Origin of the sequence: Pseudomonas sp. NFXW11 (genome assembly GCF_049887815.1) — a bacterium.
In the GTDB taxonomy this organism is placed as follows: Bacteria; Pseudomonadota; Gammaproteobacteria; order Pseudomonadales; family Pseudomonadaceae; genus Aquipseudomonas.
In genome coordinates this window covers 135,708-156,988 of record NZ_JAGEKI010000012.1, presented here as the reverse complement: position 1 = coordinate 156,988, position 21,281 = coordinate 135,708, and the positions used below count along the sequence as shown (strand labels likewise).

The window sequence follows — 21,281 nt, the reverse complement described above, 5'->3', positions numbered from 1 at the left end:
GGCTCCGCTGCCGCCGCCTGAGGAGAGAATTAGAAATGACCTTCGTCGTCACCGACAACTGCATCAAGTGCAAGTACACCGACTGCGTAGAAGTCTGTCCGGTGGACTGCTTTTACGAAGGGCCGAACTTCCTGGTGATTCACCCGGATGAGTGCATTGACTGCGCGCTGTGCGAGCCTGAATGCCCCGCTGTAGCCATTTTCTCCGAGGACGAAGTCCCGGAAGAGATGCAAGAATTCATTCAGTTGAACGTCGAGCTGGCCGAGATCTGGCCGAACATCACTGAGAAGAAAGATTCGTTGCCGGATGCCGAAGAGTGGGATGGCGTCAAAGGCAAGATCAAAGACCTGGAACGCTGATTACCAGGCGTTCCGAAAAAAGGCCCCTTGCGGGCCTTTTTGCATTTTGGGTCCAGGTATACCGCTGCTGGGACTTTTCTGCGGGCAAAAAAAAGGGGCGGTATGACCCGCCCACTTTTTTCCCTAGTCCCTGTGTTCCTTTTCATCGTCCTGATGAATCGCTTCCTGCGACGTCCTAACCATCTTCCTTGATGGCTGTGTCTATCCGTCGACACAGGGCTGATATTAGAGAGTTCCTCGGTAAGAGCAATCGCACTATTTGCAGCCAACTCTGTCAAACCAGGCCATGCTGAAAATAAAAATGCTTATAAATCAGTAATATAAAAAATCACTTAAGCCAATCTAGGCAAGTCAGAAGTAACAGCGAACTGAATACCTACGTAAAAGTAATCTTTGGCTTACACGCAAGTTAAGATTAATCCCCACTGCCGGCAGAATCTGGCGTTTGTGAATAACCAGTAGCGGACAATAAAAAGCCCCGAGTTGATCGGGGCTCTTGTGGATCAATGCCAGGAACTACTGAAACAGCGATTCACTGGACAATCCATTCTTCTCGAGAATTTCCCTCAGGCGCTTGAGCCCTTCAACCTGAATCTGCCGAACCCGCTCGCGGGTCAGGCCTATCTCCAGGCCGACATCTTCGAGAGTGCTGCTTTCATGACCTCGCAAGCCAAAGCGGCGTACCACCACCTCACGCTGCTTTTCCGTCAGCTCGGAAAGCCATTGATCGATGCTTTGTGAAAGATCGTCGTCCTGCAACAGCTCGCAAGGATCCGTCGGACGATCATCAGTCAGGGTGTCGAGCAGGGTCTTGTCCGAGTCTGGCCCCAGCGAGACATCTACCGAAGACACCCGCTCGTTCAGGCCGAGCATGCGTTTGACTTCAGCCACCGGCTTCTCCAGCAGGTTGGCGATTTCTTCGGGGGAAGGTTCATGATCGAGTTTTTGCGTCAGCTCGCGGGCGGCGCGCAAGTAGACGTTGAGCTCCTTGACCACATGAATCGGCAACCGGATGGTGCGGGTCTGATTCATGATCGCGCGTTCGATGGTCTGACGAATCCACCAGGTGGCGTACGTCGAGAAGCGGAAGCCGCGTTCCGGGTCGAACTTCTCCACCGCCCGGATCAGCCCGAGGTTGCCCTCTTCGATCAGGTCCAGCAGCGACAAGCCACGATTGACATAGCGCCTGGCGATTTTCACCACCAGTCGCAAGTTACTTTCAATCATGCGCTTGCGCCCGGCCGGGTCGCCACTCTGCGACAAACGCGCAAAGTGCACTTCCTCTTCGGGAGAGAGCAATGGAGAAAAACCGATTTCATTGAGATACAGCTGCGTCGCATCGAGCGCGCGGGTGTAATCAATGTACTTGTGTTGCTTGAGTGAAGCGGAGCTTTTGGATTTGGCGCGAACGGAAGGTGGAGTTGCCCCCTCATTATTCGACATCGAATCCATATCGATGCTGCTCTCCATAAGGAGAACCTCATCGTCGATGTCAAACTCCGGCACTTCTTTACTGAGAGCCATTGTTATAGTCCTTTGGTGAGTTCGACCTCAGGCTCAAGCGACGCCTTTATCCCTGGCAGCGCTGGAGCCTGTTCCCTCTACGTGAGCGGAACAGGCTGGTAACGGATCAACGACGTGGCAGGAATTGCAACGGATCTACAGGTTTACCTTGTCGGCGAATCTCAAAGTGCAGTTTCACCCGGTCTGTACCAGTTGATCCCATCTCGGCAATTGTCTGTCCGACTTTGACCTGCTGTCCCTCCCGAACCAATAGCTTGCGGTTGTGACCGTAAGCACTGACGTAGGTTTCGTTGTGTTTGATGATGACTAATTCGCCGTAGCCCCTTAAGCCACTCCCAGCGTAAACCACCGTCCCATCAGACGCAGCTAAAACAGGCTGTCCCAAATCCCCGGCGATATCAATGCCTTTATTCAAACTACCGTTTGAAGAAAATTTTCCAATCAAAACACCGTTGGAAGGCCAGTTCCAGCCCGTTGGCGCGGGGCCTGCAGGCGGTACTGGAGCCGGCACCGGAGCGGGGGCTGGCTTGCCTGCGGAAGCCGTCGAGGTCGCTGCGGGGGGGGCTGCGGGAGGCTGCGTTGGTCCTGCCGGACGACGAATGACCGTGGTCTTGCTCGATGAGGAAGCACTGGACTGGGTGCTGGTGACCACGGCTGCCGGCGCCGCTCCAGTACGACCATCGAAGCGGATGGTCTGCCCCGGATGAATGGTATAAGGCTCGGCGATATTGTTACGGGCAGCCAGCGCCTTGTAGTCCCAGCCATAGCGGAAGGCAATGGAAAACAGCGTATCCCCACGGCGCACGACATATTGTCCGGTCGTTACCGTAGGACGCTGCGGCGCCGCATTGGTGTTACTGCGTTCAACCACTCCCACACTGCTGGTCTTGGTGCTGGAGCAACCGACCAACAAGGAACTCAAGACAAGGCCAATCATCAGTCGCTGAAAGCTTGTGATACCCATACGCTGCGCAATGACTGTGAGACTCACCCGCCGCTCCCTTTGTGCTGTTGACGATATAGATTGCCTGGCTCAGGCGTGAAGTGACGCAAGTATAACTGGAGGCAGGCGCTTTACCGCTGGCAAAGCGTTGGGCCCATTACAAGAGTTTGCCCCTGATCACCGCCCCACTCATTGACGATCAGGACGGCACTAAGACACAGCCCGGCCGGGAGAATTCACCCCAGGCCAGATAAATGCTCAGGCCAGAGGACCATTGAGCAACGGAACAAAACGTACAGCACCCAGGACATGCCGGGCAAAGCCCTGTTCTTCGCGAACGATCAGCATCAGTTGCTGCACTTCACCGGCGCCCACCGGAATCACCAGACGCCCGCCAGGCGCCAGTTGATCGAGCAGGGCCTGGGGAACATCGGTGGCCACCGCAGTCACGATAATGCCGTTGTAAGGCGCCAGCGCAGGCCAGCCTTCCCAGCCATCGCCCCAGCGGAACACCACATTACGCAGGTTCAACTCTTGCAGGCGTTCCTTGGCTCGGTCCTGCAGGACCTTGATCCGCTCCACGGAAAACACCCGCTCCACCAGTTGCGAGAGTACCGCCGTCTGGTAGCCCGACCCCGTGCCAATCTCCAGCACCTTGTCCAGCGGCCCCGCCTCCAGCAGCAGCTCGCTCATGCGGGCCACCATATAAGGCTGGGAAATGGTCTGGTTATGGCCGATAGGCAGTGCCGTGTCTTCGTAGGCGCGATGGGCCAGCGCCTCATCGACAAACAAATGCCGCGGTGTGCGCCGGATCACTTCCAGCACCTGGGGATTGGACAGTCCTTCGTCATAAAGACGCTGAATCAACCGCTCCCGGGTGCGCTGGGAAGTCATGCCGATACCCCGCCGCAACAGATCGTCTTGTTCCCGAGCCATCAGCGCAGCCCCTCCAGCCAGCCATCCAATTGCCTGAACGCATCATTGAAGGTGCGATCCAGCTGCAACGGGGTGACCGACACATAGCCCTGCATGACAGCATGGAAGTCCGTGCCCGGGCCGCCATCCTCGGCATCACCAGCGGCGGCGATCCAGTACCCCGCCTTGCCGCGCGGATCGACCACCTTCATCGGCGCCGCGGCGCGGGCGCGATGGCCGAGCCGGGTCAGTTGGATGCCGCGAATATGATCGAGCGGCAGGTTGGGAATATTCACGTTCAACACCGTCCGTGGTGGCAGATCCAGCAAGCCCTGGGCTTGAACCAGCTTGCGCGCGAAATAGGCGGCGGTGGCGAGATTCTCCACCTGCCGCGACACGAGTGAAAAAGCGATCGCCGGGCGTTGCAGGAAACGTCCTTCCAATGCCGCAGCAACCGTTCCGGAATACAGCACGTCATCGCCGAGGTTGGCCCCCAGGTTGATCCCCGAGACCACCATGTCCGGTTCGTGCTCCAGCAAGCCATTGAGCCCCAGGTGCACACAGTCGGTCGGCGTACCGTTGATGCTGATGAAGCCATTGCCAAGGGTATGGGGATGCAACGGACGGTCGAGCGTCAGCGAGCTGCTGGCGCCGCTTTTGTCCTGGTCCGGTGCGATCACCACACACTCGGCATGATCCGCCAGCGCGGCATGCAACGCGGCGATACCGGGAGCCGTAACCCCATCATCGTTAGAAATCAGAATGCGCATGAGCTGTCCGTCTGCCCCACCGGCACCAGATCGACAAGTTCACGCACCAAGGCGGTGGCGAAACATCCGGCCGGCAGGACGAATTCCAGTTGCAGAATATCAGGCACGGGATAATGCCACGTCAAACCGCCAATGGGCAGCCGCAGGATGCGCCGTTCGTGGTCCATTCCGGCTTTTGCCAGCCAATCGCACAGTGCCGGCTCACGCCCGGCAATTGCCTGCTCCAGATCATGGGCTGCACCTGCCGCCGGCGAGTCGCCCTGGCCCCATAGGGCGCCAGTGGGATGCAGATCGAGAATCCCCAGGCGCGGATCGGAACACTCGGCCTCGCCCGCCATAAAGAAGCTGCGACTATTGGTAAACGCCAGCAGATCACCCACCTGCGCCTGCTGCCAGGTGCCGTCCGCCACCCGCGCTGCCAGCACCTGGTTGAACAGGTAGCTGCGGGCGGCGGAAAGCAGCCGCGAACGCATATTGCGTTGTTCCGGCAAGGCCTGGCGCAAGGCCCAGTCACGAGCATCCACCAGGTTGCCGCCGCCATGCCCGAAGCGCTGGGTGCCGAAGTAGTTGGGAATCCCCTGCTGGGCAATCCGCTGCAAGCGTTCATCAACAGCGGCCTGATCGGCCTTGAGCTCGGTCAGGCGCAAGGTAAAGCCATTGGCCGAATGGGCACCGCGCTGCAACTTACGCTTGTGGCGGCCGGTCTTGAGGATTTTCAGGGTGTCGTTTTCCGCAGCCCGCAGATCCGGATCGGCCTTGCCCGGCAACTGCACGCTGAACCATTGCCGCGTCAGGGCCTGGCGGTCCTTGAGTCCGGCATAGCTGACGGTACGCAGCGGTACCGCTGCAGCCTTGGCAATTCGCCGGGCCGCTTCCTCGGTGTTCAGGCCGCGCTTCTCGACCCACAGCCACAGGTGCTCGCCGTCGCCACTGAGGGGAATATCGAGCACCTCATCGACCTGGAAATCTTCAGCCGTCGCCTTGAGCACTGCGCTGCCCAATGCCTCGCCGTAGGCCCGCGGGCCCAAGAGTTGCAGTTCATTCATGAGCGCAGCAACAAGGCTACGGAATGCACCGCGATACCTTCCTCGCGCCCCACGAAACCGAGCTTTTCAGTGGTGGTGGCCTTGACGTTCACTTGGTCCAGTTCAACCTGCAGGTCTTCGGCGATCAGGGCGCGCATGCCTTCGATATGAGGAGCCATCTTCGGCGCCTGGGCGACTATAGTGTTGTCGACATTGCCGACCTTCCAGCCCTTGGCATGGATCAGCGCGACAACATGCCGCAGCAGCACCCGGCTGTCGGCGCCCTTGAACTGCGGGTCGGTGTCCGGAAAGTGCTTGCCGATATCCCCCAGTGCCGCGGCACCGAGCAAGGCGTCGCTGAGCGCATGCAGCAGCACGTCGCCGTCGGAGTGGGCCAGCAGCCCGCAATGATGGGAGATACGCACACCACCCAAAGTGATGAAGTCGCCGTCGGCGAAGCGGTGCACATCGTAACCGTGGCCAATACGCATAGAAAAACGCCCTGAATGAGTCAGGGCGTGATTCTACCTGCTTTGGCGAGCATTAGGCGCTAAGAGCGCGTGCATGGTGACGCAGGTGGTCGTCGATGAAACTGGCGATAAAGAAGTAGCTGTGGTCATAGCCCGGCTGCAGGCGCAGCGTCAGTTCATGACCGGCATTCTTCGCCGCCTGCTGCAGGCTTTCCGGCTTGAGCTGGGTGGCGAGGAAGTCATCCCGGTCGCCCTGATCCACCAGGATCGACAACCGCTCGCCGGCCTCGGCGAGCAGCACGCTGGCATCCCACTCGCGCCAGCGCGAGCGCTCTTCGCCCAGGTAGCGGGAAAACGCCTTCTGCCCCCAAGGGCAATCCATTGGATTGCCGATGGGCGCGAACGCCGACAGCGACTGATAGCGACCGGGATTGCGCAGCGCACAAACCAGCGCCCCATGCCCCCCCATGGAGTGCCCGCTGATGCCGCGCTTTTGCGAGGCAGGGAAATGCGCCTCCACCAACGCTGGCAATTCGTGCACCACATAGTCGTGCATTCGGTAATGCTGGGCCCAGGGCTCTTGGGTGGCATTGAGGTAGAACCCCGCCCCCAGGCCGAAATCCCAGGCGCCATCGGGGTCGCCCGGTACACCGGCACCCCGTGGGCTGGTGTCGGGCGCGACGATGATCAACCCCAGCTCCGCGGCCATGCGCTGGGCACCGGCCTTGTGCATGAAGTTCTCATCGGTACAGGTCAGGCCCGACAGCCAGTACAGCACCGGCAGCTTGCCGCCCTGCTCGGCCTGGGGTGGCAGGTACACGGCGAACACCATGTCGCAACCCAGCACCTGGGAGTGATGCTTGTAACGCTTGTGCCAGCCGCCGAAGCTTTTCTGGCAAGAGAGATTCTCCAGACTCATGGCAGACCTCAAGCCACAAGCCGCAAGCGCCAAGCTGCCAGTGAGAATCCCCGCTTGGCGCTTGCGACTTGCCGCTTGCAGCGGTTCTTAGAAGTGGATGACGGAACGAATGCTCTTGCCTTCGTGCATCAGGTCGAATGCCTTGTTGATGTCTTCCAGGCCCATGGTGTGGGTGATGAAAGTGTCCAGCGGGATCTCGCCGGTCTGGGACATTTCCACATAGCTTGGCAGTTCGCTGCGCCCGCGCACGCCACCGAAGGCCGAACCGCGCCATACGCGGCCGGTCACCAACTGGAACGGACGGGTGGCGATTTCCTGGCCGGCACCGGCCACGCCGATGATCACCGACTCGCCCCAGCCCTTGTGGCAGCATTCCAGGGCGGCGCGCATCAACTGCACATTGCCGATGCACTCGAAGGAGAAATCCACCCCGCCATCGGTCATGTCGACAATGACTTCCTGGATCGGACGATCGAAATCCTTGGGGTTGACGCAATCGGTCGCGCCCAGTTGCTTGGCGATCTCGAACTTGGCCGGGTTGATATCGATGGCGATGATGCGCCCGGCCTTGGCCTTCACCGCACCTATCACCGCCGACAGGCCGATACCACCCAGGCCGAAGATGGCCACGGTGTCACCCGCCTTGACCTTGGCGGTATTGATCACCGCACCGATGCCGGTGGTCACGCCGCACCCCAGCAGACAGACCTTCTCCAGCGGCGCTTCCTTGGGAATCTTGGCCACGGAGATTTCCGGCAGCACGGTGTACTCGGAGAAGGTCGAGGTACCCATGTAGTGGAAAATGGGCTGGCCTTTGTAGGAGAAGCGCGTGGTGCCATCCGGCATCAGGCCTTTGCCCTGGGTGGCGCGAATCGCCTGACAGAGGTTGGTCTTGCCCGACAGGCAGAATTTGCACTGGCCGCATTCCGGGGTGTAGAGCGGAATCACATGATCGCCCACCGCCACCGAGGTCACCCCCTCGCCGATCGCCTCCACCACCGCGCCGCCTTCATGGCCGAGGATCGCCGGGAAAATCCCCTCCGGATCAGCGCCCGACAGGGTATAGGCGTCGGTGTGACACACCCCGGAAGCCACGACCCGCAGCAGCACCTCGCCGGCCTTGGGCATGGCGACATCCACTTCGACGATTTCCAGGGGTTTCTTGGCCTCGAAGGCTACGGCAGCACGTGACTTGATCATCCTGACTCTCCAACGAATAAAAACGAGTCAGTGAGTGTAAAACACGGCAATGCGATGAATAATCCGACCCAAAGCAAAACATTATTGCTACACAGGGATAATCCATGAGCGAAAACCGCTGGGAAGGCATCGACGAATTTGTCGCGGTGGCCGAATGCAGCCAGTTCACCGCCGCCGCCGAACGCCTGGGGGTCTCTTCATCCCATATCAGCCGCCAGGTGGTGCGCCTGGAAGAGCGCCTGCAAACCCGCCTGCTGTACCGCAGTACCCGGCGAGTCACCCTGACCGAGGCCGGCCAGACCTTTCTCCAGCACTGCCAGCGTTTGCAGGATGGTCGCGAAGAAGCGCTGCGGGCCGTGGGCGACCTGACCAGCGAGCCCAAGGGCATGCTGCGCATGACTTGCGCCGTGGCCTACGGCGAGCGCTTTATCGTGCCGCTGGTCACCCGCTTCATGGGGCTGTACCCGCAGTTGCGGGTGGATATCGAACTGAGCAACCGCACCCTGGACCTGGTGCATGAGGGGCTCGACCTGGCAATTCGCCTGGGACGCCTGCAAGACTCGCGACTGGTGGCTGCCCGCCTGGCACCGCGACGCATGTACCTGTGCGCATCGCCCTCTTATCTCGAACACTATGGCCGCCCCCACAGCCTGTCGGAACTCGGCCGGCACAACTGCCTGATCGGCAGCTCGGACATCTGGCAACTGGAGATGGATGGGCGCGAATTTTCGCAAAGGGTCCAGGGCAATTGGCGCTGCAACAGCGGCCAAGCGGTGCTGGATGCCGCCTTGCAGGGCGTCGGGTTGTGCCAGCTGCCGGACTACTACGTGCTGGAGCATCTGCAGAACGGCACGCTGATCTCCCTGCTCGAAGCTCATCAGCCGCCCAACACCGCCGTATGGGCGCTGTACCCACAACAACGGCACCTGTCGCCCAAGGTGCGCAAACTGGTGGACTATCTCAAGCAGGGCTTGGCACAACGCCCGGAGTACCAGGATTTGTAACCGGCGGAATCGAGGTCAGTGGCGATTGGACCAACGCTGACGCAGCCACTCCAGATCCTCGGGCCGGGTGACCTTGAGGTTGTCGGCACGCCCTTCGATCAGCCGCGGGGCCTGCCCCGCCCACTCCATCGCCGAAGCTTCATCGGTGATTGGCACATCCGCCACCAGGCTGTCGGCCAAGGCTCGGTGCAAGGCGCCCAGACGGAACATCTGCGGGGTATAGGCTTGCCAGATCAGGCTGCGGTCGACGGTTTCCAGCACCCGCCCGTGCTTGTCGATGCGCTTCAGGGTATCCCGGGCCGGCACCGCCAGCAGGCCACCCACCGGGTCGTCCGCCAGTTCGGCCAGCAGCTTGTCCAGGTCATCCCGGGACAGGTTCGGCCGCGCGGCATCGTGCACCAGCACCCAGTCTTCATCGGCCGCGCCCTGGGCGTGCAGATGCAGCAAGGCATTGAGCACCGAGCCGGAACGCTCTGCGCCACCGGCAACCCGCTGGATTCGCGGGTCCCGGGCGCAGGCCAGGTTCGGCCAGTAGGGATCGTCAAGCGCCAGGCTGACCACCAGCCCCTTGAGGCCAGGATGGTCGAGAAAACAGCCGAGGCTGTGTTCGAGAATTGTGCGTCCGCCCAGTTGCAGGTACTGCTTGGGACGGTCCGCGGCCATGCGGGCACCGACGCCCGCGGCAGGAATCACGGCCCAGAAGGCCGGCAGCAGATCGCTCATTGGGCCAACTGGTAGAGGGTCTCGCCCTCCTTGACCATGCCCAGCTCATGGCGAGCCCGTTCTTCAACGGTCTCCATGCCTTTCTTCAATTCCATGACTTCCGCATCGAGTACGCGATTGCGCTCCAGCAGACGCTCGTTTTCAGCGTGCTGGTCGGCAATCTGCTGAGTCAGGTCCGCTACCTGGGCCAGGCTGCCGTTCCCCACCCACAGGCGGTACTGCAAGCCGGCCAGCAGCAAGAGCAAGACCAGGAACAACCAATTGGGACTGCGCATCGAATATCGGGTATCCAGTGAAAAAGACAGCCATGCCAACAACTTTGGAGCTACTGATAGCACGAAGCCTGGAAGAACCAGGCTTGTGCTTTTAAGGCATCAGATTAGTGGTAAAAAACTCGCTGTAGCGATTTTTCCGACACAATCCGGTGTCTTTTTACCATCTACAACTCAGCCGCGAAACTCGCCACGGCCGTTGTACTTGGCCTTGCCATTCAACTGCTCTTCGATACGCAGCAGTTGGTTGTACTTGGAAACGCGGTCGGAACGGCACAGCGAACCGGTCTTGATCTGGCCAGCCGAGGTGCCCACGGCCAGGTCGGCGATGGTCGAATCTTCGGTTTCACCGGAACGGTGGGAGATCACCGCGGTGTAGCCGGCAGCCTTGGCCATCTGGATGGCTTCCAGGGTTTCGGTCAGGGTGCCGATCTGGTTGAACTTGATCAGGATCGAGTTGGCGATCTTCTTGTCGATGCCTTCTTTGAGGATCTTGGTGTTGGTCACGAACAGGTCGTCACCCACCAGTTGCACCTTCTCGCCGATCTTGTCGGTGAGGATTTTCCAGCCAACCCAGTCGGACTCGTCCAGACCGTCTTCGATGGAGATGATCGGGTAGCGCTGGGTCAGGCCTTTCAGGTACTCGGCAAAACCTTCGGCAGTGAACACCTGGCCTTCGCCGGCCAGGTTGTACTTGCCGTCTTCGTAGAATTCGCTGGCGGCGCAGTCCAGGGCCAGGGTCACGTCGGTGCCCAGGGTGTAGCCGGCGTTGGCCACGGCTTCGGAGATCACTTTCAGGGCGTCTTCGTTGGAAGCCAGGTTCGGCGCGAAACCACCTTCGTCACCCACGGCGGTGTTCAGGCCACGGGCCTTCAGTACGGCCTTGAGGTGATGGAAAATCTCGGTGCCCATGCGCAGGCCTTCGGAGAAGGACTTGGCGCCAACCGGCTGCACCATGAATTCCTGGATGTCGACGTTGTTATCAGCGTGCTCGCCACCGTTGATGATGTTCATCATCGGCACCGGCATCGAGTACACGCCCGGCGTGCCGTTGAGGTTGGCGATGTGGGCGTACAGCGGCAGGTCCTGGTCCTGGGCTGCGGCCTTGGCAGCAGCCAGGGACACGGCGAGGATCGCGTTGGCACCCAGGGTCGCCTTGTTCTCGGTACCGTCCAGCTTGATCATGGCCTGATCCAGAGCCTTCTGGTCGATCGGGTCTTTACCCAGCAACAGGTCGCGAATCGGACCGTTGATGTTGGCTACCGCCTTGAGCACGCCCTTGCCCAGGTAACGGCTCTTGTCGCCATCACGCAGCTCCAGTGCTTCACGGGAGCCGGTGGAAGCACCGGACGGCGCGCAAGCGCTGCCGATGATGCCGTTGTCGAGAAGCACGTCCGCTTCGACAGTGGGGTTGCCACGGGAGTCGAGAACTTCACGACCTTTGATGTCGACGATTTTTGCCATTGTTGTAAACACTCCAAAGTTGACGAAAACGACGCAGCTGTAGGAAATCTTTTACCGTCGGCAAGGCGGGGGAAAGCGGACAGTCTTGCAGACGATAAGGCTCAGGCCCGGGGGCCTGAGCAATAATCGTGCGGTACTTTACCGGAGAAATCGGCTTTACGCGGTTTCTACCGTCGGAAAACTCTTGACCAGTTCGTCCAGGGCCTTGAGCTGGGCCAGGAACGGCTCCAGCTTGTCCAGGCGCAGGGCGCAAGGGCCATCGCACTTGGCATTGTCCGGGTCCGGATGAGCTTCCAGGAACAGGCCGGCCAGGGATTGGCTCATGCCCGCCTTGGCCAGGTCGGTGACCTGGGCCCGGCGACCACCGGCGGAGTCGGAACGACCGCCCGGCATTTGCAGGGCGTGGGTCACGTCGAAGAACACCGGGTATTGGAACTGCTTCATGATGCCGAAGCCGAGCATGTCCACTACCAGGTTGTTGTAGCCGAAGCTGGAACCACGCTCGCAGAGGATCAGCTGATCGTTGCCGGCCTCTTCGCACTTGCTCAGGATGTGCTTCATTTCCTGAGGCGCGAGGAACTGGGCCTTCTTGATGTTGATCACCGCGCCAGTCTTGGCCATGGCCACCACCAGGTCGGTCTGCCGCGAGAGGAAGGCCGGCAGCTGGATGATGTCGCAGACCTGGGCCACCGGCTCGCACTGGTAAGGCTCGTGCACATCGGTGATCACCGGCACGTTGAAGGTCTTCTTGATCTCTTCGAAGATCTTCAGCCCTTCTTCCATGCCCGGGCCGCGGTACGAGGTCACCGACGAACGGTTGGCCTTGTCGAAGCTGGCCTTGAACACGTAGGGGATACCGAGCTTGTCGGTCACCCGCACGTATTCTTCACAGACCCGCAGCGCCATATCACGGCTTTCCAGCACGTTCATGCCGCCGAACAGCACCATCGGCTTGTCGTTGGCGATCTCGATATCGCCGACGCGGATGATCTTCTGCGCCATCAGGTTCACGCCTTCTTCTGGTGTTGAGCCAATGCCGCCTTGACGAAACCGCTGAACAGCGGATGGCCGTCACGTGGCGTCGAGGTGAACTCGGGGTGGAACTGGCAAGCGACGAACCATGGATGATCCGCAGCCTCGACCACTTCAACCAGGGCGCCATCGCCGGAACGACCGGAAACCTTCAGGCCAGCCTCGATCAGCTGTGGCAGCAGCTTGTTGTTCACTTCGTAACGGTGACGATGACGCTCGACGATCACGTCCTTGGCGTAGCAGTCATGCACCTTGGAACCCGACTCCAGCAGGCAGTCTTGAGCGCCCAGGCGCATGGTGCCGCCCAGGTCGGACGCTTCGGTACGGGTCTCGACAGCACCGGTGGCATCTTCCCACTCGGTGATCAGGCCCACGACCGGGTGACCGCTGGCGCGATCGAATTCGGTGGAGTTGGCGTCTTTCCAGCCCATGACGTTACGGGCGAACTCGATGACCGCCACTTGCATACCCAGGCAGATACCCAGGTACGGCACCTTGTTCTCGCGAGCGTATTGCACCGCGGTGATCTTGCCTTCCACACCACGCAGGCCGAAACCGCCTGGAACCAGGATTGCATCGACGCCTTCGAGCAGCGCAGTGCCCTGGTTCTCGATGTCTTCGGAATCGATATAGCGCAGGTTGACCTTGGTGCGGTTGGTGATGCCGGCGTGACTCATCGCTTCGATCAGCGACTTGTAGGCGTCCAGCAGCTCCATGTACTTGCCGACCATGGCGATGGTGACTTCGTGCTCAGGGTTGAGCTTGGCGTCCACCACCTGTTCCCACTCGGACAGGTCGGCGCCATTGCACTGCAGGCCGAAGCGCTCGACGACGAAATCGTCCAGGCCCTGGGCGTGCAGCACGGCCGGGATCTTGTAGATGGTGTCGACGTCTTCCAGGGAGATCACCGCACGCTCTTCAACGTTGGTGAACAGGGCGATCTTGCGCCGCGAGGACACATCCACCGGATGGTCGGAGCGGCAGATCAGCACGTCAGGCTGCAGGCCGATGGAGCGCAGCTCCTTCACCGAGTGCTGGGTCGGCTTGGTCTTGGTCTCGCCAGCGGTGGCGATGTACGGAACCAGGGTCAGGTGCATCAGCATCGCGCGCTTGGAGCCGACTTCGACTCGCAGTTGGCGGATGGCTTCGAGGAACGGCTGCGACTCGATGTCGCCGACAGTACCGCCGATTTCCACCAGGGCCACGTCGGCATCGCCGGCGCCCTTGATGATGCGACGCTTGATCTCGTCGGTGATGTGCGGAATCACCTGGATGGTGGCGCCCAGGTAATCACCACGGCGCTCCTTGCGCAGCACGTGCTCGTACACGCGGCCGGTGGTGAAGTTGTTGTTCTGGGTCATGGTGGTGCGGATGAACCGCTCGTAGTGGCCCAGGTCCAGGTCGGTCTCGGCGCCGTCGTGGGTGACGAACACTTCACCGTGCTGGAACGGGCTCATGGTGCCCGGGTCGACGTTGATGTACGGGTCCAGCTTGAGCATGGTGACCTTAAGTCCCCGCGCCTCCAGGATGGCCGCCAATGAAGCCGAGGCAATGCCTTTCCCCAATGAAGAAACAACACCGCCCGTGACGAATATGTAGCGCGTCATGAAAAACCCTAGAAGTCTGCGTTAAAGCGGTCAGTGCCGCCGGGGAAAGCGAAGGAAGGCCGAAGCCCCCGATCACCTGCATTAATCACAGTGCACCTTTCAAAAAAACCGCCGCGTGGTGACAGACCGGATGCAAAAACACCGGTAGGTTGCTCGCTACACATTTTTTGGAATCGCCCAGCAAAGACTGCTTGGTAATCGGCAACTCCTGCAATTCAGGCGAATCCACAGAAGTTGTATCAAGAAGGGAGCGTAGTCTACCGGAAAGCCCCTTTCAGCTCAAACCTTGATCGCTGATCGGTGCTTGCCAATGCAATTGCCAGGCAGACCGGGGTTCGGCTCGCAGCCCCGGCAGGTTGGCCACCCCCAGCAAGCTCTCGCCCTGATACAGCAGCGGCAATCTGCCACGGACGAAACCCGGCACCCGGGCTTCGTTGAGCAGACGCTTGAGATCACGGTGACCTCGACCATCGATCGGCATGATTTCTCCCCCCTGGCGGTAACGAATCTGCAAGGGCCTCGCCGGCGCCTGGCCACTGAAATACACCTGGCCGTTACCGGGCAACTGCAGGGGCTGGTCGGGGGCGGCCCAGGAGCAGCCGGCCCCGAGGGGGCGCAACCAGTCGCCGCTGAGCCACCAGATGCGCTCCCCCGCGCGATGCAACTCGCCATCGGCCAGGCGCCAGAGCGGCTGCGCCGCCGCAGTGGCATCCCGCAGGCTCTCCCAGCCGACCCAGTGATCGCTGTCCGGCAGGCGGGTAAGCGCGCTCAACCAATGACTCAGGGCATTGCGCTGGCGGGCCGCAGACAATTGCCGCAAGGGGCCAAGGGCCAGGGATGGCAAGTCCAGCCAGGGGAAATCCTCCTGCCCGCGGGCAGCCTCAAGATCCATCAGCGCCAGCTCATCGAGCAGCCCCTGTGCTTCTCGCAGGTGCGCGGCACTGCGACTCATGCTGGCCGCCGCCTGGGGCCAGCGGGCCCGCAGCATGGGCATGAGCTGATGCCGCAGGTAATTGCGCGAATACTGCTGATCCTTGTTCGAAGGGTCTTCGATCCAGCTCAAGCCATGCTCGGCGGCGTAGCCCTCTAACTCGTCCCGAGACACCCCGAGCAACGGCCGCAGCAGGTGACCGGCGCCCAAGGGGCGAATGTGCGGCATGGCCGCCAGCCCGCGAACGCCAGCACCGCGCAGCAAACGGAACAACAGGGTTTCAGCCTGATCGTCACGGTGCTGTGCGGTCAGCAGCAGCTCATTGACCGCGGTCAATCCAGCGAACGCACCATAGCGCGCTTCCCGGGCGGCGCGCTCCAGGCTGGCTCCGGGCTGCACCTCGACTCGGATCACCTGCAACGGCAGCCCCAGGGCATCGCAAACCGCCTGGCAATGCCCCGGCCAGGCATCCGCCGCGGCTTGCAACCCGTGATGGACATGAACCGCGCTCAGGGGTGGCAGTGGCTGCCGTTGCGCCAGGCCCGCCAGCACGTGCAGCAGCACGGTGGAGTCCAGGCCACCGGAAAAGGCGATGCGCCAATGGCCGGCGTCACGCCAGGGCTCAAGGTGGTGCAACAGTCGAGCAGCGAGCGGATTCATGCAGCAATCAGGACCTGTGGCAGCGGCCGGGCACCGGCCCGCAATAAAAAAGGCGCCGCGATCGAATCGATCAACGGCGCCCGGGTCGCGAGTACAGTCAAGGCCGCTCAGCAGCTCCTAGAGACGGGAGCTGCGATCGATCAGAGACCGTAGCTCATCAGGCGATCATAACGACGGGTCAGCAACGCGTCGTTATCCATGCCCTTGAGCATCGCCAACTGAGCGCCAAGCTCGGCACGGATCGAGGCAGCGGCAGCGGCCGGGTCGCGATGGGCGCCGCCCAGAGGCTCGGCGATCACCTTGTCGACAATGCCCAGGCCTTTCAGGCGCTCGGCGGTAATGCCCATGGCCTCTGCCGCGTCGGCGGCCTTCTCCGAGGTTTTCCACAGGATCGAGGCGCAACCTTCCGGCGAGATCACCGAATAGGTGGAGTACTGCAGCATGTTCAGCTGGTCGCAGACGCCAATGGCCAGCGCACCGCCGGAACCGCCTTCGCCAATCACGGTGGCGATGATCGGGGTCTTCAGGCGCGCCATGACTCGCAGGTTCCAGGCAATGGCCTCGCTCTGGTTGCGCTCCTCGGCATCGATGCCCGGGTAGGCGCCCGGGGTATCGATAAAGGTCAGGATCGGCATCTTGAAGCGCTCGGCCATTTCCATCAGGCGGCAAGCCTTGCGGTAGCCTTCCGGACGCGGCATGCCAAAGTTGCGGCGCACTTTCTCGCGTACTTCACGGCCCTTCTGGTGACCAATGACCATCACCGGCTGCTCGTCCAGACGGGCAATGCCGCCAACGATCGCGGCGTCGTCGGAGAAGTGGCGATCGCCATGCAGCTCGTCGAACTCGGTGAAGATGTGCTGGATGTAGTCCAGGGTGTAGGGGCGGCGCGGGTGGCGTGCCAGACGTGCGATCTGCCAGCTGGTGAGCTTGCCGAAGATGTCTTCGGTCAGGGTGTTGCTCTTGTCCTGCAGGCGGGAGATCTCATCGCCGATATTCAGCGAATTGTCATTACCGACCAAGCGCAACTCTTCGATCTTGGCTTGCAGGTCGGCGATCGGCTGTTCGAAATCAAGAAAATTCGGGTTCATAGGCGTCCGTCTGGGCTCGACGTCCAAGGGGGCTTGGGCGGGCCGGTTGTCTATTCGCGCCTTACCTTAAGGGACAGGCGCGTCGAGGTCGAGATTAAAAATTCAGGTGACACCAAGGCGCAATAGCGGCGCCTTGCCGTCAACGGTATTGGAGAAAGACGTTGTCTTTGCCGAACTGGTCACGCAGAGCCTGAATCAAGCTGTCTGCCGGATCGATCCGCCAGTCCTCGCCGAACTGCAACAGGGCCTTGGCGTCATCCCGGGTGTATTCCATGGTGATCGGGCAGGCGCCACGATGACGCTTGAACAGCTCCCCCAGCCAGCGTAGCTGATCGCCCTTCAAGGCTTCGGTACGGACTTTCAGGCGCAGGCTCTCGGCCAGGTTGGTTCGCGCATCCTCCATGCTCATCACCCGCTTGATCCGCAGGCGCAAGCCACCGGAGAAGTCGTCGTTGCTGACCTCACCCTCCACCACCACCATGGCGTCGGTCTGCAACAGCGACTGCGCCGAATGGAAGGCATCGGCAAACAACGAGGCCTCGATCCGCCCCGAGCGGTCGTCGAGGGTGACGAAGCCCATCTTGTCGCCTTTCTTGTTCTTCATCACCCGCAGGGCAATGATCATCCCGGCCACGGTCTGGGTATCGCGCGCCGGCTTCAGGTCGATGATGCGCTGGCGGGCAAAACGGCGGATCTCGCCTTCGTATTCGTCGATCGGGTGACCGGTCAGGTACAGGCCCAGGGTGTCTTTCTCGCCCCGCAGGCGTTCCTTCAAGGTCAGTTCCCGAGCCTGGCGATGCTTGGCATAGACATCGGCGTCCTCTTCGACGAACAAGCCGCCGAACAGGTCGGCGTGGCCGCTGTCGGCCGTGCGTGCGGTCTGCTCGGCAGCCTTGATCGCCTCCTCCAGGGCCGCTACCAGCACCGCGCGGTTGCGGTCGATATTGGCTTGGTAGGCCTTGAGCTCGTCATGGAAATAGGGGCCCAGGCGGTCCAGGGCGCCGCTGCGGATCAGCGCGTCCAGGGTGCGCTTGTTGATGCGCTTGAGGTCGACGCGATCACAGAAGTCGAACAGGTCCTTGAACGGGCCGCCTTCGGCACGAGCCTCGACAATCGCCTCCACCGGGCCCTCGCCCACGCCCTTGATCGCGCCCAGGCCATAGACGATGCGCCCGTCGTCGTTGACCGTGAACTTGAAGTCGGAACTGTTCACGTCCGGCGCATCGAGGCGCAGCTTCATGCTGCGCACTTCCTCGATCAACACCACCACTTTGTCGGTGTTGTGCATATCCGCCGACAGTACCGCGGCCATGAACGGCGCCGGGAAGTGGGTCTTGAGCCAGGCGGTCTGGTAGGACACCAGGCCATAAGCGGCCGAGTGCGACTTGTTGAAGCCGTAGCCGGCGAACTTTTCCACCAGGTCGAAGATGTTGCCCGCCAGTTCGCCGTCGATACCGTTATTGGCGCAACCTTCGATGAAACCACCGCGCTGCTTGGCCATTTCCTCGGGTTTTTTCTTACCCATGGCCCGACGCAGCATGTCGGCGCCGCCGAGGGTGTAGCCAGCCATCACCTGGGCAATCTGCATCACCTGTTCCTGGTACAGGATGATGCCGTAGGTCGGCGCCAGTACCGGCTGCAGGCCGTCGTACTGGTAGTCCGGGTGCGGGTAGGCGAGCTCGGCACGGCCGTGCTTGCGGTTGATGAAGTCGTCCACCATGCCCGATTGCAGCGGGCCTGGGCGGAACAGCGCCACCAGTGCGATCAGGTCTTCCAGGCAGTCGGGCTTGAGCTTCTTGATCAGCTCCTTCATGCCCCGGGATTCCAGCTGGAACACCGCCGTGGTCTCGGCCTTCTGCAACAGCTCGTAGGTCTTGCGGTCGTCCAGCGGGATGAAATCGATATTCAGGTCGGGCAGGTTGTGCTTCGCCTGCTCGCGATTGATGGTCTCCATCGCCCACTTGATGATGGTCAGGGTGCGCAGGCCAAGGAAGTCGAACTTCACCAGGCCGGCGGCCTCGACGTCATCCTTGTCGAACTGGGTCACCAGGCCGCCGCCCTCTTCGTCACAGGCGATCGGCGAGAAGTCGGTGAGCTTGGTCGGCGCGATCACCACGCCACCGGCGTGCTTGCCGGTACCGCGGGTAACCCCTTCGAGCTTGAGGGCCATGTCCCAGATCTCGCGGCCGTCCTCGTCGACCTTGAGGAAGTCGCGCAGTATCTCTTCCTGCTCGTAGGCCTTCTCCAGGGTCATGCCGACCTCGAAGGGGATCATCTTCGACAGACGGTCGGCCAGGCCATAGGACTTGCCCTGGACCCGCGCCACGTCGCGCACCACCGCCTTGGCAGCCATGGTGCCGAAGGTGATGATCTGGCTCACCGCATTGCGCCCGTAGGCCTCGGCCACGTAGTCGATCACCCGGTCGCGGCCATCCATGCAGAAGTCGACGTCGAAGTCGGGCATGGATACACGCTCGGGGTTGAGGAACCGCTCGAACAGCAGGTCATAGGCCAGCGGGTCGAGGTCGGTGATCTTCAGCACATAGGCCACCAGCGAACCGGCACCCGAGCCCCGGCCCGGGCCCACCGGCACGCCGTTGTTCTTGGCCCACTTGATGAAGTCCATAACGATCAGGAAGTAACCGGGGAAGCCCATCTGGATGATGATATCCAGCTCGAACTTCAGGCGATCCAGGTAGGTCTGGCGCTTCTCTTCATAGTTGGGCGTGGTGTCCTTGGGCCAGAGCACTGCCAGACGCTCTTCCAGGCCTTCGTGGGAAACGTGACGCAGGTAGTCGTCGATGCCCATGCCGTTGGGCGTAGGGAAATCCGGCAGGAAGTATTTGCCCAGCTGCACCTGGATATTGCAGCGCTTGGCAATCTCCACGGTGTTTTCCAGCGCCTCAGGCAGGTCGCTGAACAGCTCGGCCATTTCCTCGGCGCTTTTCAGGTACTGTTGGTCGCTGTAGTTCTTCGAACGGCGCGGGTCATCCAGGGCCCGACCTTCACCAATGCAAACGCGAGTTTCGTGGGCTTCGAAGTCGCCCTGCTTGATAAAGCGCACATCGTTGGTGGCCACCAGCGGCGCACCGATCTTGTCGGCCAGGGCCACCGCGGCGTGCAGGTGTTCTTCGTCATTGGGCCGGTTGGTGCGCTGCACTTCCAGATAGAAGCGCTCCGGGAAGACCGCCATCCACTCCAGGGCCAGGCTTTCAGCCACGGCCAGGTCGCCGTCGACCAGGGCCATGCCGATTTCGCCCTCCTTGGCTGCGGAGAGCATGATCAAGCCTTGCGCCGCCTGCACCACCCATTCGCGCTCGATAATGGTCAGGCCATTGCGCTGCCCCTCGGTGAAACCGCGGGAAATCAGTTCGGTGAGGTTGCGATAGCCTTCAGCATTCATCGCCAGCAGGCTGATGCGGCTCAGGGGGCCGTCCGGGTCCTTGTTCGACAACCACAGGTCGGCGCCGCAGATCGGCTTGATCCCGCCACCCATGGCGGCCTTGTAGAACTTGACCAGGGAACACATGTTGCTCTGGTCGGTGACCGCCACCGCCGGCATGCCCATGCCGGCCAGCGCCTTGACCAGCGGCTTGATCCGCACCAGACCGTCGACCAGGGAAAATTCAGTGTGCAGGCGCAGGTGAACGAATGAAGCCGGCATAGTGATCCTGTAATAAGCGCGAAAACAACAAGGCCCGGATTGTACCGGGCCCCGATCAAAACATCAGCCTCAGGACGGTATCCCGCCCTGCGCCTCGAGTGCTTCATAGGCTTGGCGCACCGGAGCGAAGGAACGCCGGTGGATCGGCGTCGGCCCCAGGCGAGCCAGGGCTTCCAGATGCACCGGGGTTGGATAGCCCTTGTGCCCGCCAATGCCGTAGCCCGGGTAGATTTTCTCCATGGCGGCCATTTCGCGATCGCGACTGACCTTGGCCAGGATCGAGGCGGCAGCGATCGCCGGCACCTTGCTATCGCCCTTGACCACCGCCTCGGCCGGCATCGCCAGTTTCGGGCAGCGGTTGCCATCGATCATCGCCAGCTTAGGCGTCACATCCAGGCCTTCCACCGCCCGCTGCATGGCCAGCATGGTGGCGTGAAGGATGTTCAGCTCGTCGATCTCTTCCACCTCGGCCCGGGCGATGCACCAGCTCAGGGCCTTTTCGCAGATCTCGTCGAAGAGTTTCTCGCGGCGGGCCTCGGTGAGCTTCTTCGAGTCATTGAGGCCGATGATCGGCCGCTGCGGATCGAGAATCACCGCTGCGGTCACCACCGCACCGCACAGGGGGCCGCGGCCGACTTCATCGACGCCGGCCACCAGGTCGCCGGCATCGGCCACCAGGGTGAAATCCAGTCCCATCTGCATCTTCGGATT

At 61.4% G+C, this 21,281-nt stretch carries 19 protein-coding genes; 2 read left to right on the top strand and 17 right to left on the bottom strand.

Annotated features, from left to right (window positions below; all coding sequences use genetic code 11):
* The first annotated feature begins 35 nt into the window (after window positions 1-35).
* Entirely contained in the window at window positions 36-359 is a 324-nt protein-coding gene (gene fdxA / locus J4P02_RS19305) for a ferredoxin FdxA (protein ID WP_007924025.1), read from the top strand.
* 516 nt (window positions 360-875) lie between these two features.
* Here fdxA and rpoS read toward each other — a convergent pair.
* From rpoS to J4P02_RS19265, 8 genes are all read right to left on the bottom strand, one after another.
* Window positions 876-1,883 (bottom strand): RNA polymerase sigma factor RpoS, encoded by a 1,008-nt coding sequence (gene rpoS, locus J4P02_RS19300; protein WP_016964675.1) that lies wholly within the window; start codon window positions 1,881-1,883, stop codon window positions 876-878.
* A gap of 106 nt (window positions 1,884-1,989) precedes the next feature.
* A complete protein-coding gene (locus tag J4P02_RS19295; protein ID WP_426193138.1) occupies window positions 1,990-2,874 on the bottom strand; it encodes a peptidoglycan DD-metalloendopeptidase family protein in 885 nt (294 codons plus the stop codon).
* A gap of 210 nt (window positions 2,875-3,084) precedes the next feature.
* Window positions 3,085-3,720, bottom strand: coding sequence for a protein-L-isoaspartate(D-aspartate) O-methyltransferase (locus tag J4P02_RS19290; protein ID WP_426193275.1), 636 nt, complete (start codon window positions 3,718-3,720; stop codon window positions 3,085-3,087).
* A 41-nt stretch (window positions 3,721-3,761) separates the two neighbouring features.
* Window positions 3,762-4,511, bottom strand: a complete 750-nt coding sequence (gene surE, locus J4P02_RS19285) for a 5'/3'-nucleotidase SurE (RefSeq protein ID WP_426193136.1) — start codon at window positions 4,509-4,511, stop codon at window positions 3,762-3,764.
* The gene (truD, locus tag J4P02_RS19280; protein WP_426193134.1) at window positions 4,499-5,557 is read right to left on the bottom strand and encodes a tRNA pseudouridine(13) synthase TruD; all 1,059 of its coding nucleotides are present in this window, start codon (window positions 5,555-5,557) and stop codon (window positions 4,499-4,501) included. Before truD ends, surE begins: the two co-directional genes overlap by 13 nt.
* Entirely contained in the window at window positions 5,554-6,027 is a 474-nt protein-coding gene (gene ispF / locus J4P02_RS19275) for a 2-C-methyl-D-erythritol 2,4-cyclodiphosphate synthase (RefSeq protein WP_426193132.1), read from the bottom strand. Before ispF ends, truD begins: the two co-directional genes overlap by 4 nt.
* 52 nt (window positions 6,028-6,079) lie before the next feature.
* Window positions 6,080-6,925: an S-formylglutathione hydrolase gene (gene fghA, locus J4P02_RS19270; protein ID WP_426193130.1), complete on the bottom strand. Its 846-nt coding sequence runs from the start codon at window positions 6,923-6,925 to the stop codon at window positions 6,080-6,082.
* Window positions 6,926-7,012: 87 nt separating this feature from the next.
* Window positions 7,013-8,125 carry an S-(hydroxymethyl)glutathione dehydrogenase/class III alcohol dehydrogenase gene (locus J4P02_RS19265; protein WP_426193128.1) on the bottom strand — a complete coding sequence of 371 codons (1,113 nt, stop codon included), beginning with the start codon at window positions 8,123-8,125 and terminating at the stop codon, window positions 7,013-7,015.
* A 104-nt stretch (window positions 8,126-8,229) separates the two neighbouring features.
* On the opposite strand from J4P02_RS19265, the gene J4P02_RS19260 reads away from it, so the two are divergent.
* Window positions 8,230-9,129, top strand: coding sequence for a LysR family transcriptional regulator (locus tag J4P02_RS19260; protein WP_426193126.1), 900 nt, complete (start codon window positions 8,230-8,232; stop codon window positions 9,127-9,129).
* Between the two features lie 15 nt (window positions 9,130-9,144).
* Here the strand turns inward: J4P02_RS19260 and ispD are convergent, their stop codons facing one another.
* The 9 genes from ispD to rnhB all read right to left on the bottom strand — a co-directional run bounded on the left by ispD (window position 9,145) and on the right by rnhB (window position 21,272).
* Window positions 9,145-9,852 (bottom strand): 2-C-methyl-D-erythritol 4-phosphate cytidylyltransferase, encoded by a 708-nt coding sequence (gene ispD / locus J4P02_RS19255; protein ID WP_426193124.1) that lies wholly within the window; start codon window positions 9,850-9,852, stop codon window positions 9,145-9,147.
* Window positions 9,849-10,127, bottom strand: coding sequence for a cell division protein FtsB (gene ftsB, locus J4P02_RS19250; protein WP_011059544.1), 279 nt, complete (start codon window positions 10,125-10,127; stop codon window positions 9,849-9,851). The genes ispD and ftsB overlap by 4 nt, the downstream gene beginning before the upstream one ends.
* Window positions 10,128-10,298: 171 nt before the next feature.
* Window positions 10,299-11,588: a phosphopyruvate hydratase gene (eno, locus tag J4P02_RS19245; protein WP_426193122.1), complete on the bottom strand. Its 1,290-nt coding sequence runs from the start codon at window positions 11,586-11,588 to the stop codon at window positions 10,299-10,301.
* 156 nt (window positions 11,589-11,744) lie between these two features.
* Window positions 11,745-12,590, bottom strand: a complete 846-nt coding sequence (gene kdsA / locus J4P02_RS19240) for a 3-deoxy-8-phosphooctulonate synthase (protein WP_426193120.1) — start codon at window positions 12,588-12,590, stop codon at window positions 11,745-11,747.
* 5 nt (window positions 12,591-12,595) lie between these two features.
* A complete protein-coding gene (locus J4P02_RS19235) occupies window positions 12,596-14,227 on the bottom strand; it encodes a CTP synthase (RefSeq protein ID WP_426193118.1) in 1,632 nt (543 codons plus the stop codon).
* A gap of 274 nt (window positions 14,228-14,501) precedes the next feature.
* Window positions 14,502-15,818, bottom strand: coding sequence for a tRNA lysidine(34) synthetase TilS (gene tilS, locus J4P02_RS19230; protein WP_426193116.1), 1,317 nt, complete (start codon window positions 15,816-15,818; stop codon window positions 14,502-14,504).
* Window positions 15,819-15,958: 140 nt separating this feature from the next.
* Window positions 15,959-16,906 carry an acetyl-CoA carboxylase carboxyltransferase subunit alpha gene (locus J4P02_RS19225; RefSeq protein ID WP_426193114.1) on the bottom strand — a complete coding sequence of 316 codons (948 nt, stop codon included), beginning with the start codon at window positions 16,904-16,906 and terminating at the stop codon, window positions 15,959-15,961.
* 139 nt (window positions 16,907-17,045) lie between these two features.
* Window positions 17,046-20,570, bottom strand: coding sequence for a DNA polymerase III subunit alpha (dnaE, locus tag J4P02_RS19220; RefSeq protein ID WP_426193112.1), 3,525 nt, complete (start codon window positions 20,568-20,570; stop codon window positions 17,046-17,048).
* A gap of 69 nt (window positions 20,571-20,639) precedes the next feature.
* Complete coding sequence (gene rnhB / locus J4P02_RS19215) at window positions 20,640-21,272, bottom strand: ribonuclease HII (protein WP_426193273.1); 633 nt, start codon at window positions 21,270-21,272, stop codon at window positions 20,640-20,642.
* Window positions 21,273-21,281 lie beyond the last annotated feature (9 nt).

Excerpts from the sequence above, each read along its gene's own strand:
- rpoS (WP_016964675.1), bottom strand. The coding sequence starts at position 1,883 with ATGGCTCTCAGTAAAGAAGTGCCGGAGTTTGACATCGACGATGAGGTT.
- J4P02_RS19235 (WP_426193118.1), bottom strand. The coding sequence starts at position 14,227 with ATGACGCGCTACATATTCGTCACGGGCGGTGTTGTTTCTTCATTGGGG.
- dnaE (WP_426193112.1), bottom strand. The coding sequence starts at position 20,570 with ATGCCGGCTTCATTCGTTCACCTGCGCCTGCACACTGAATTTTCCCTG.
- ispD (WP_426193124.1), bottom strand. The coding sequence starts at position 9,852 with ATGAGCGATCTGCTGCCGGCCTTCTGGGCCGTGATTCCTGCCGCGGGC.
- eno (WP_426193122.1), bottom strand. The coding sequence starts at position 11,588 with ATGGCAAAAATCGTCGACATCAAAGGTCGTGAAGTTCTCGACTCCCGT.
- J4P02_RS19225 (WP_426193114.1), bottom strand. The coding sequence starts at position 16,906 with ATGAACCCGAATTTTCTTGATTTCGAACAGCCGATCGCCGACCTGCAA.
- rnhB (WP_426193273.1), bottom strand. The coding sequence starts at position 21,272 with ATGCAGATGGGACTGGATTTCACCCTGGTGGCCGATGCCGGCGACCTG.
- fdxA (WP_007924025.1), top strand. The coding sequence starts at position 36 with ATGACCTTCGTCGTCACCGACAACTGCATCAAGTGCAAGTACACCGAC.
- J4P02_RS19265 (WP_426193128.1), bottom strand. The coding sequence starts at position 8,125 with ATGATCAAGTCACGTGCTGCCGTAGCCTTCGAGGCCAAGAAACCCCTG.
- J4P02_RS19290 (WP_426193275.1), bottom strand. The coding sequence starts at position 3,720 with ATGACTTCCCAGCGCACCCGGGAGCGGTTGATTCAGCGTCTTTATGAC.
- ftsB (WP_011059544.1), bottom strand. The coding sequence starts at position 10,127 with ATGCGCAGTCCCAATTGGTTGTTCCTGGTCTTGCTCTTGCTGCTGGCC.
- ispF (WP_426193132.1), bottom strand. The coding sequence starts at position 6,027 with ATGCGTATTGGCCACGGTTACGATGTGCACCGCTTCGCCGACGGCGAC.
- tilS (WP_426193116.1), bottom strand. The coding sequence starts at position 15,818 with ATGAATCCGCTCGCTGCTCGACTGTTGCACCACCTTGAGCCCTGGCGT.
- surE (WP_426193136.1), bottom strand. The coding sequence starts at position 4,511 with ATGCGCATTCTGATTTCTAACGATGATGGGGTTACGGCTCCCGGTATC.
- kdsA (WP_426193120.1), bottom strand. The coding sequence starts at position 12,590 with ATGGCGCAGAAGATCATCCGCGTCGGCGATATCGAGATCGCCAACGAC.
- fghA (WP_426193130.1), bottom strand. The coding sequence starts at position 6,925 with ATGAGTCTGGAGAATCTCTCTTGCCAGAAAAGCTTCGGCGGCTGGCAC.
- truD (WP_426193134.1), bottom strand. The coding sequence starts at position 5,557 with ATGAATGAACTGCAACTCTTGGGCCCGCGGGCCTACGGCGAGGCATTG.
- J4P02_RS19260 (WP_426193126.1), top strand. The coding sequence starts at position 8,230 with ATGAGCGAAAACCGCTGGGAAGGCATCGACGAATTTGTCGCGGTGGCC.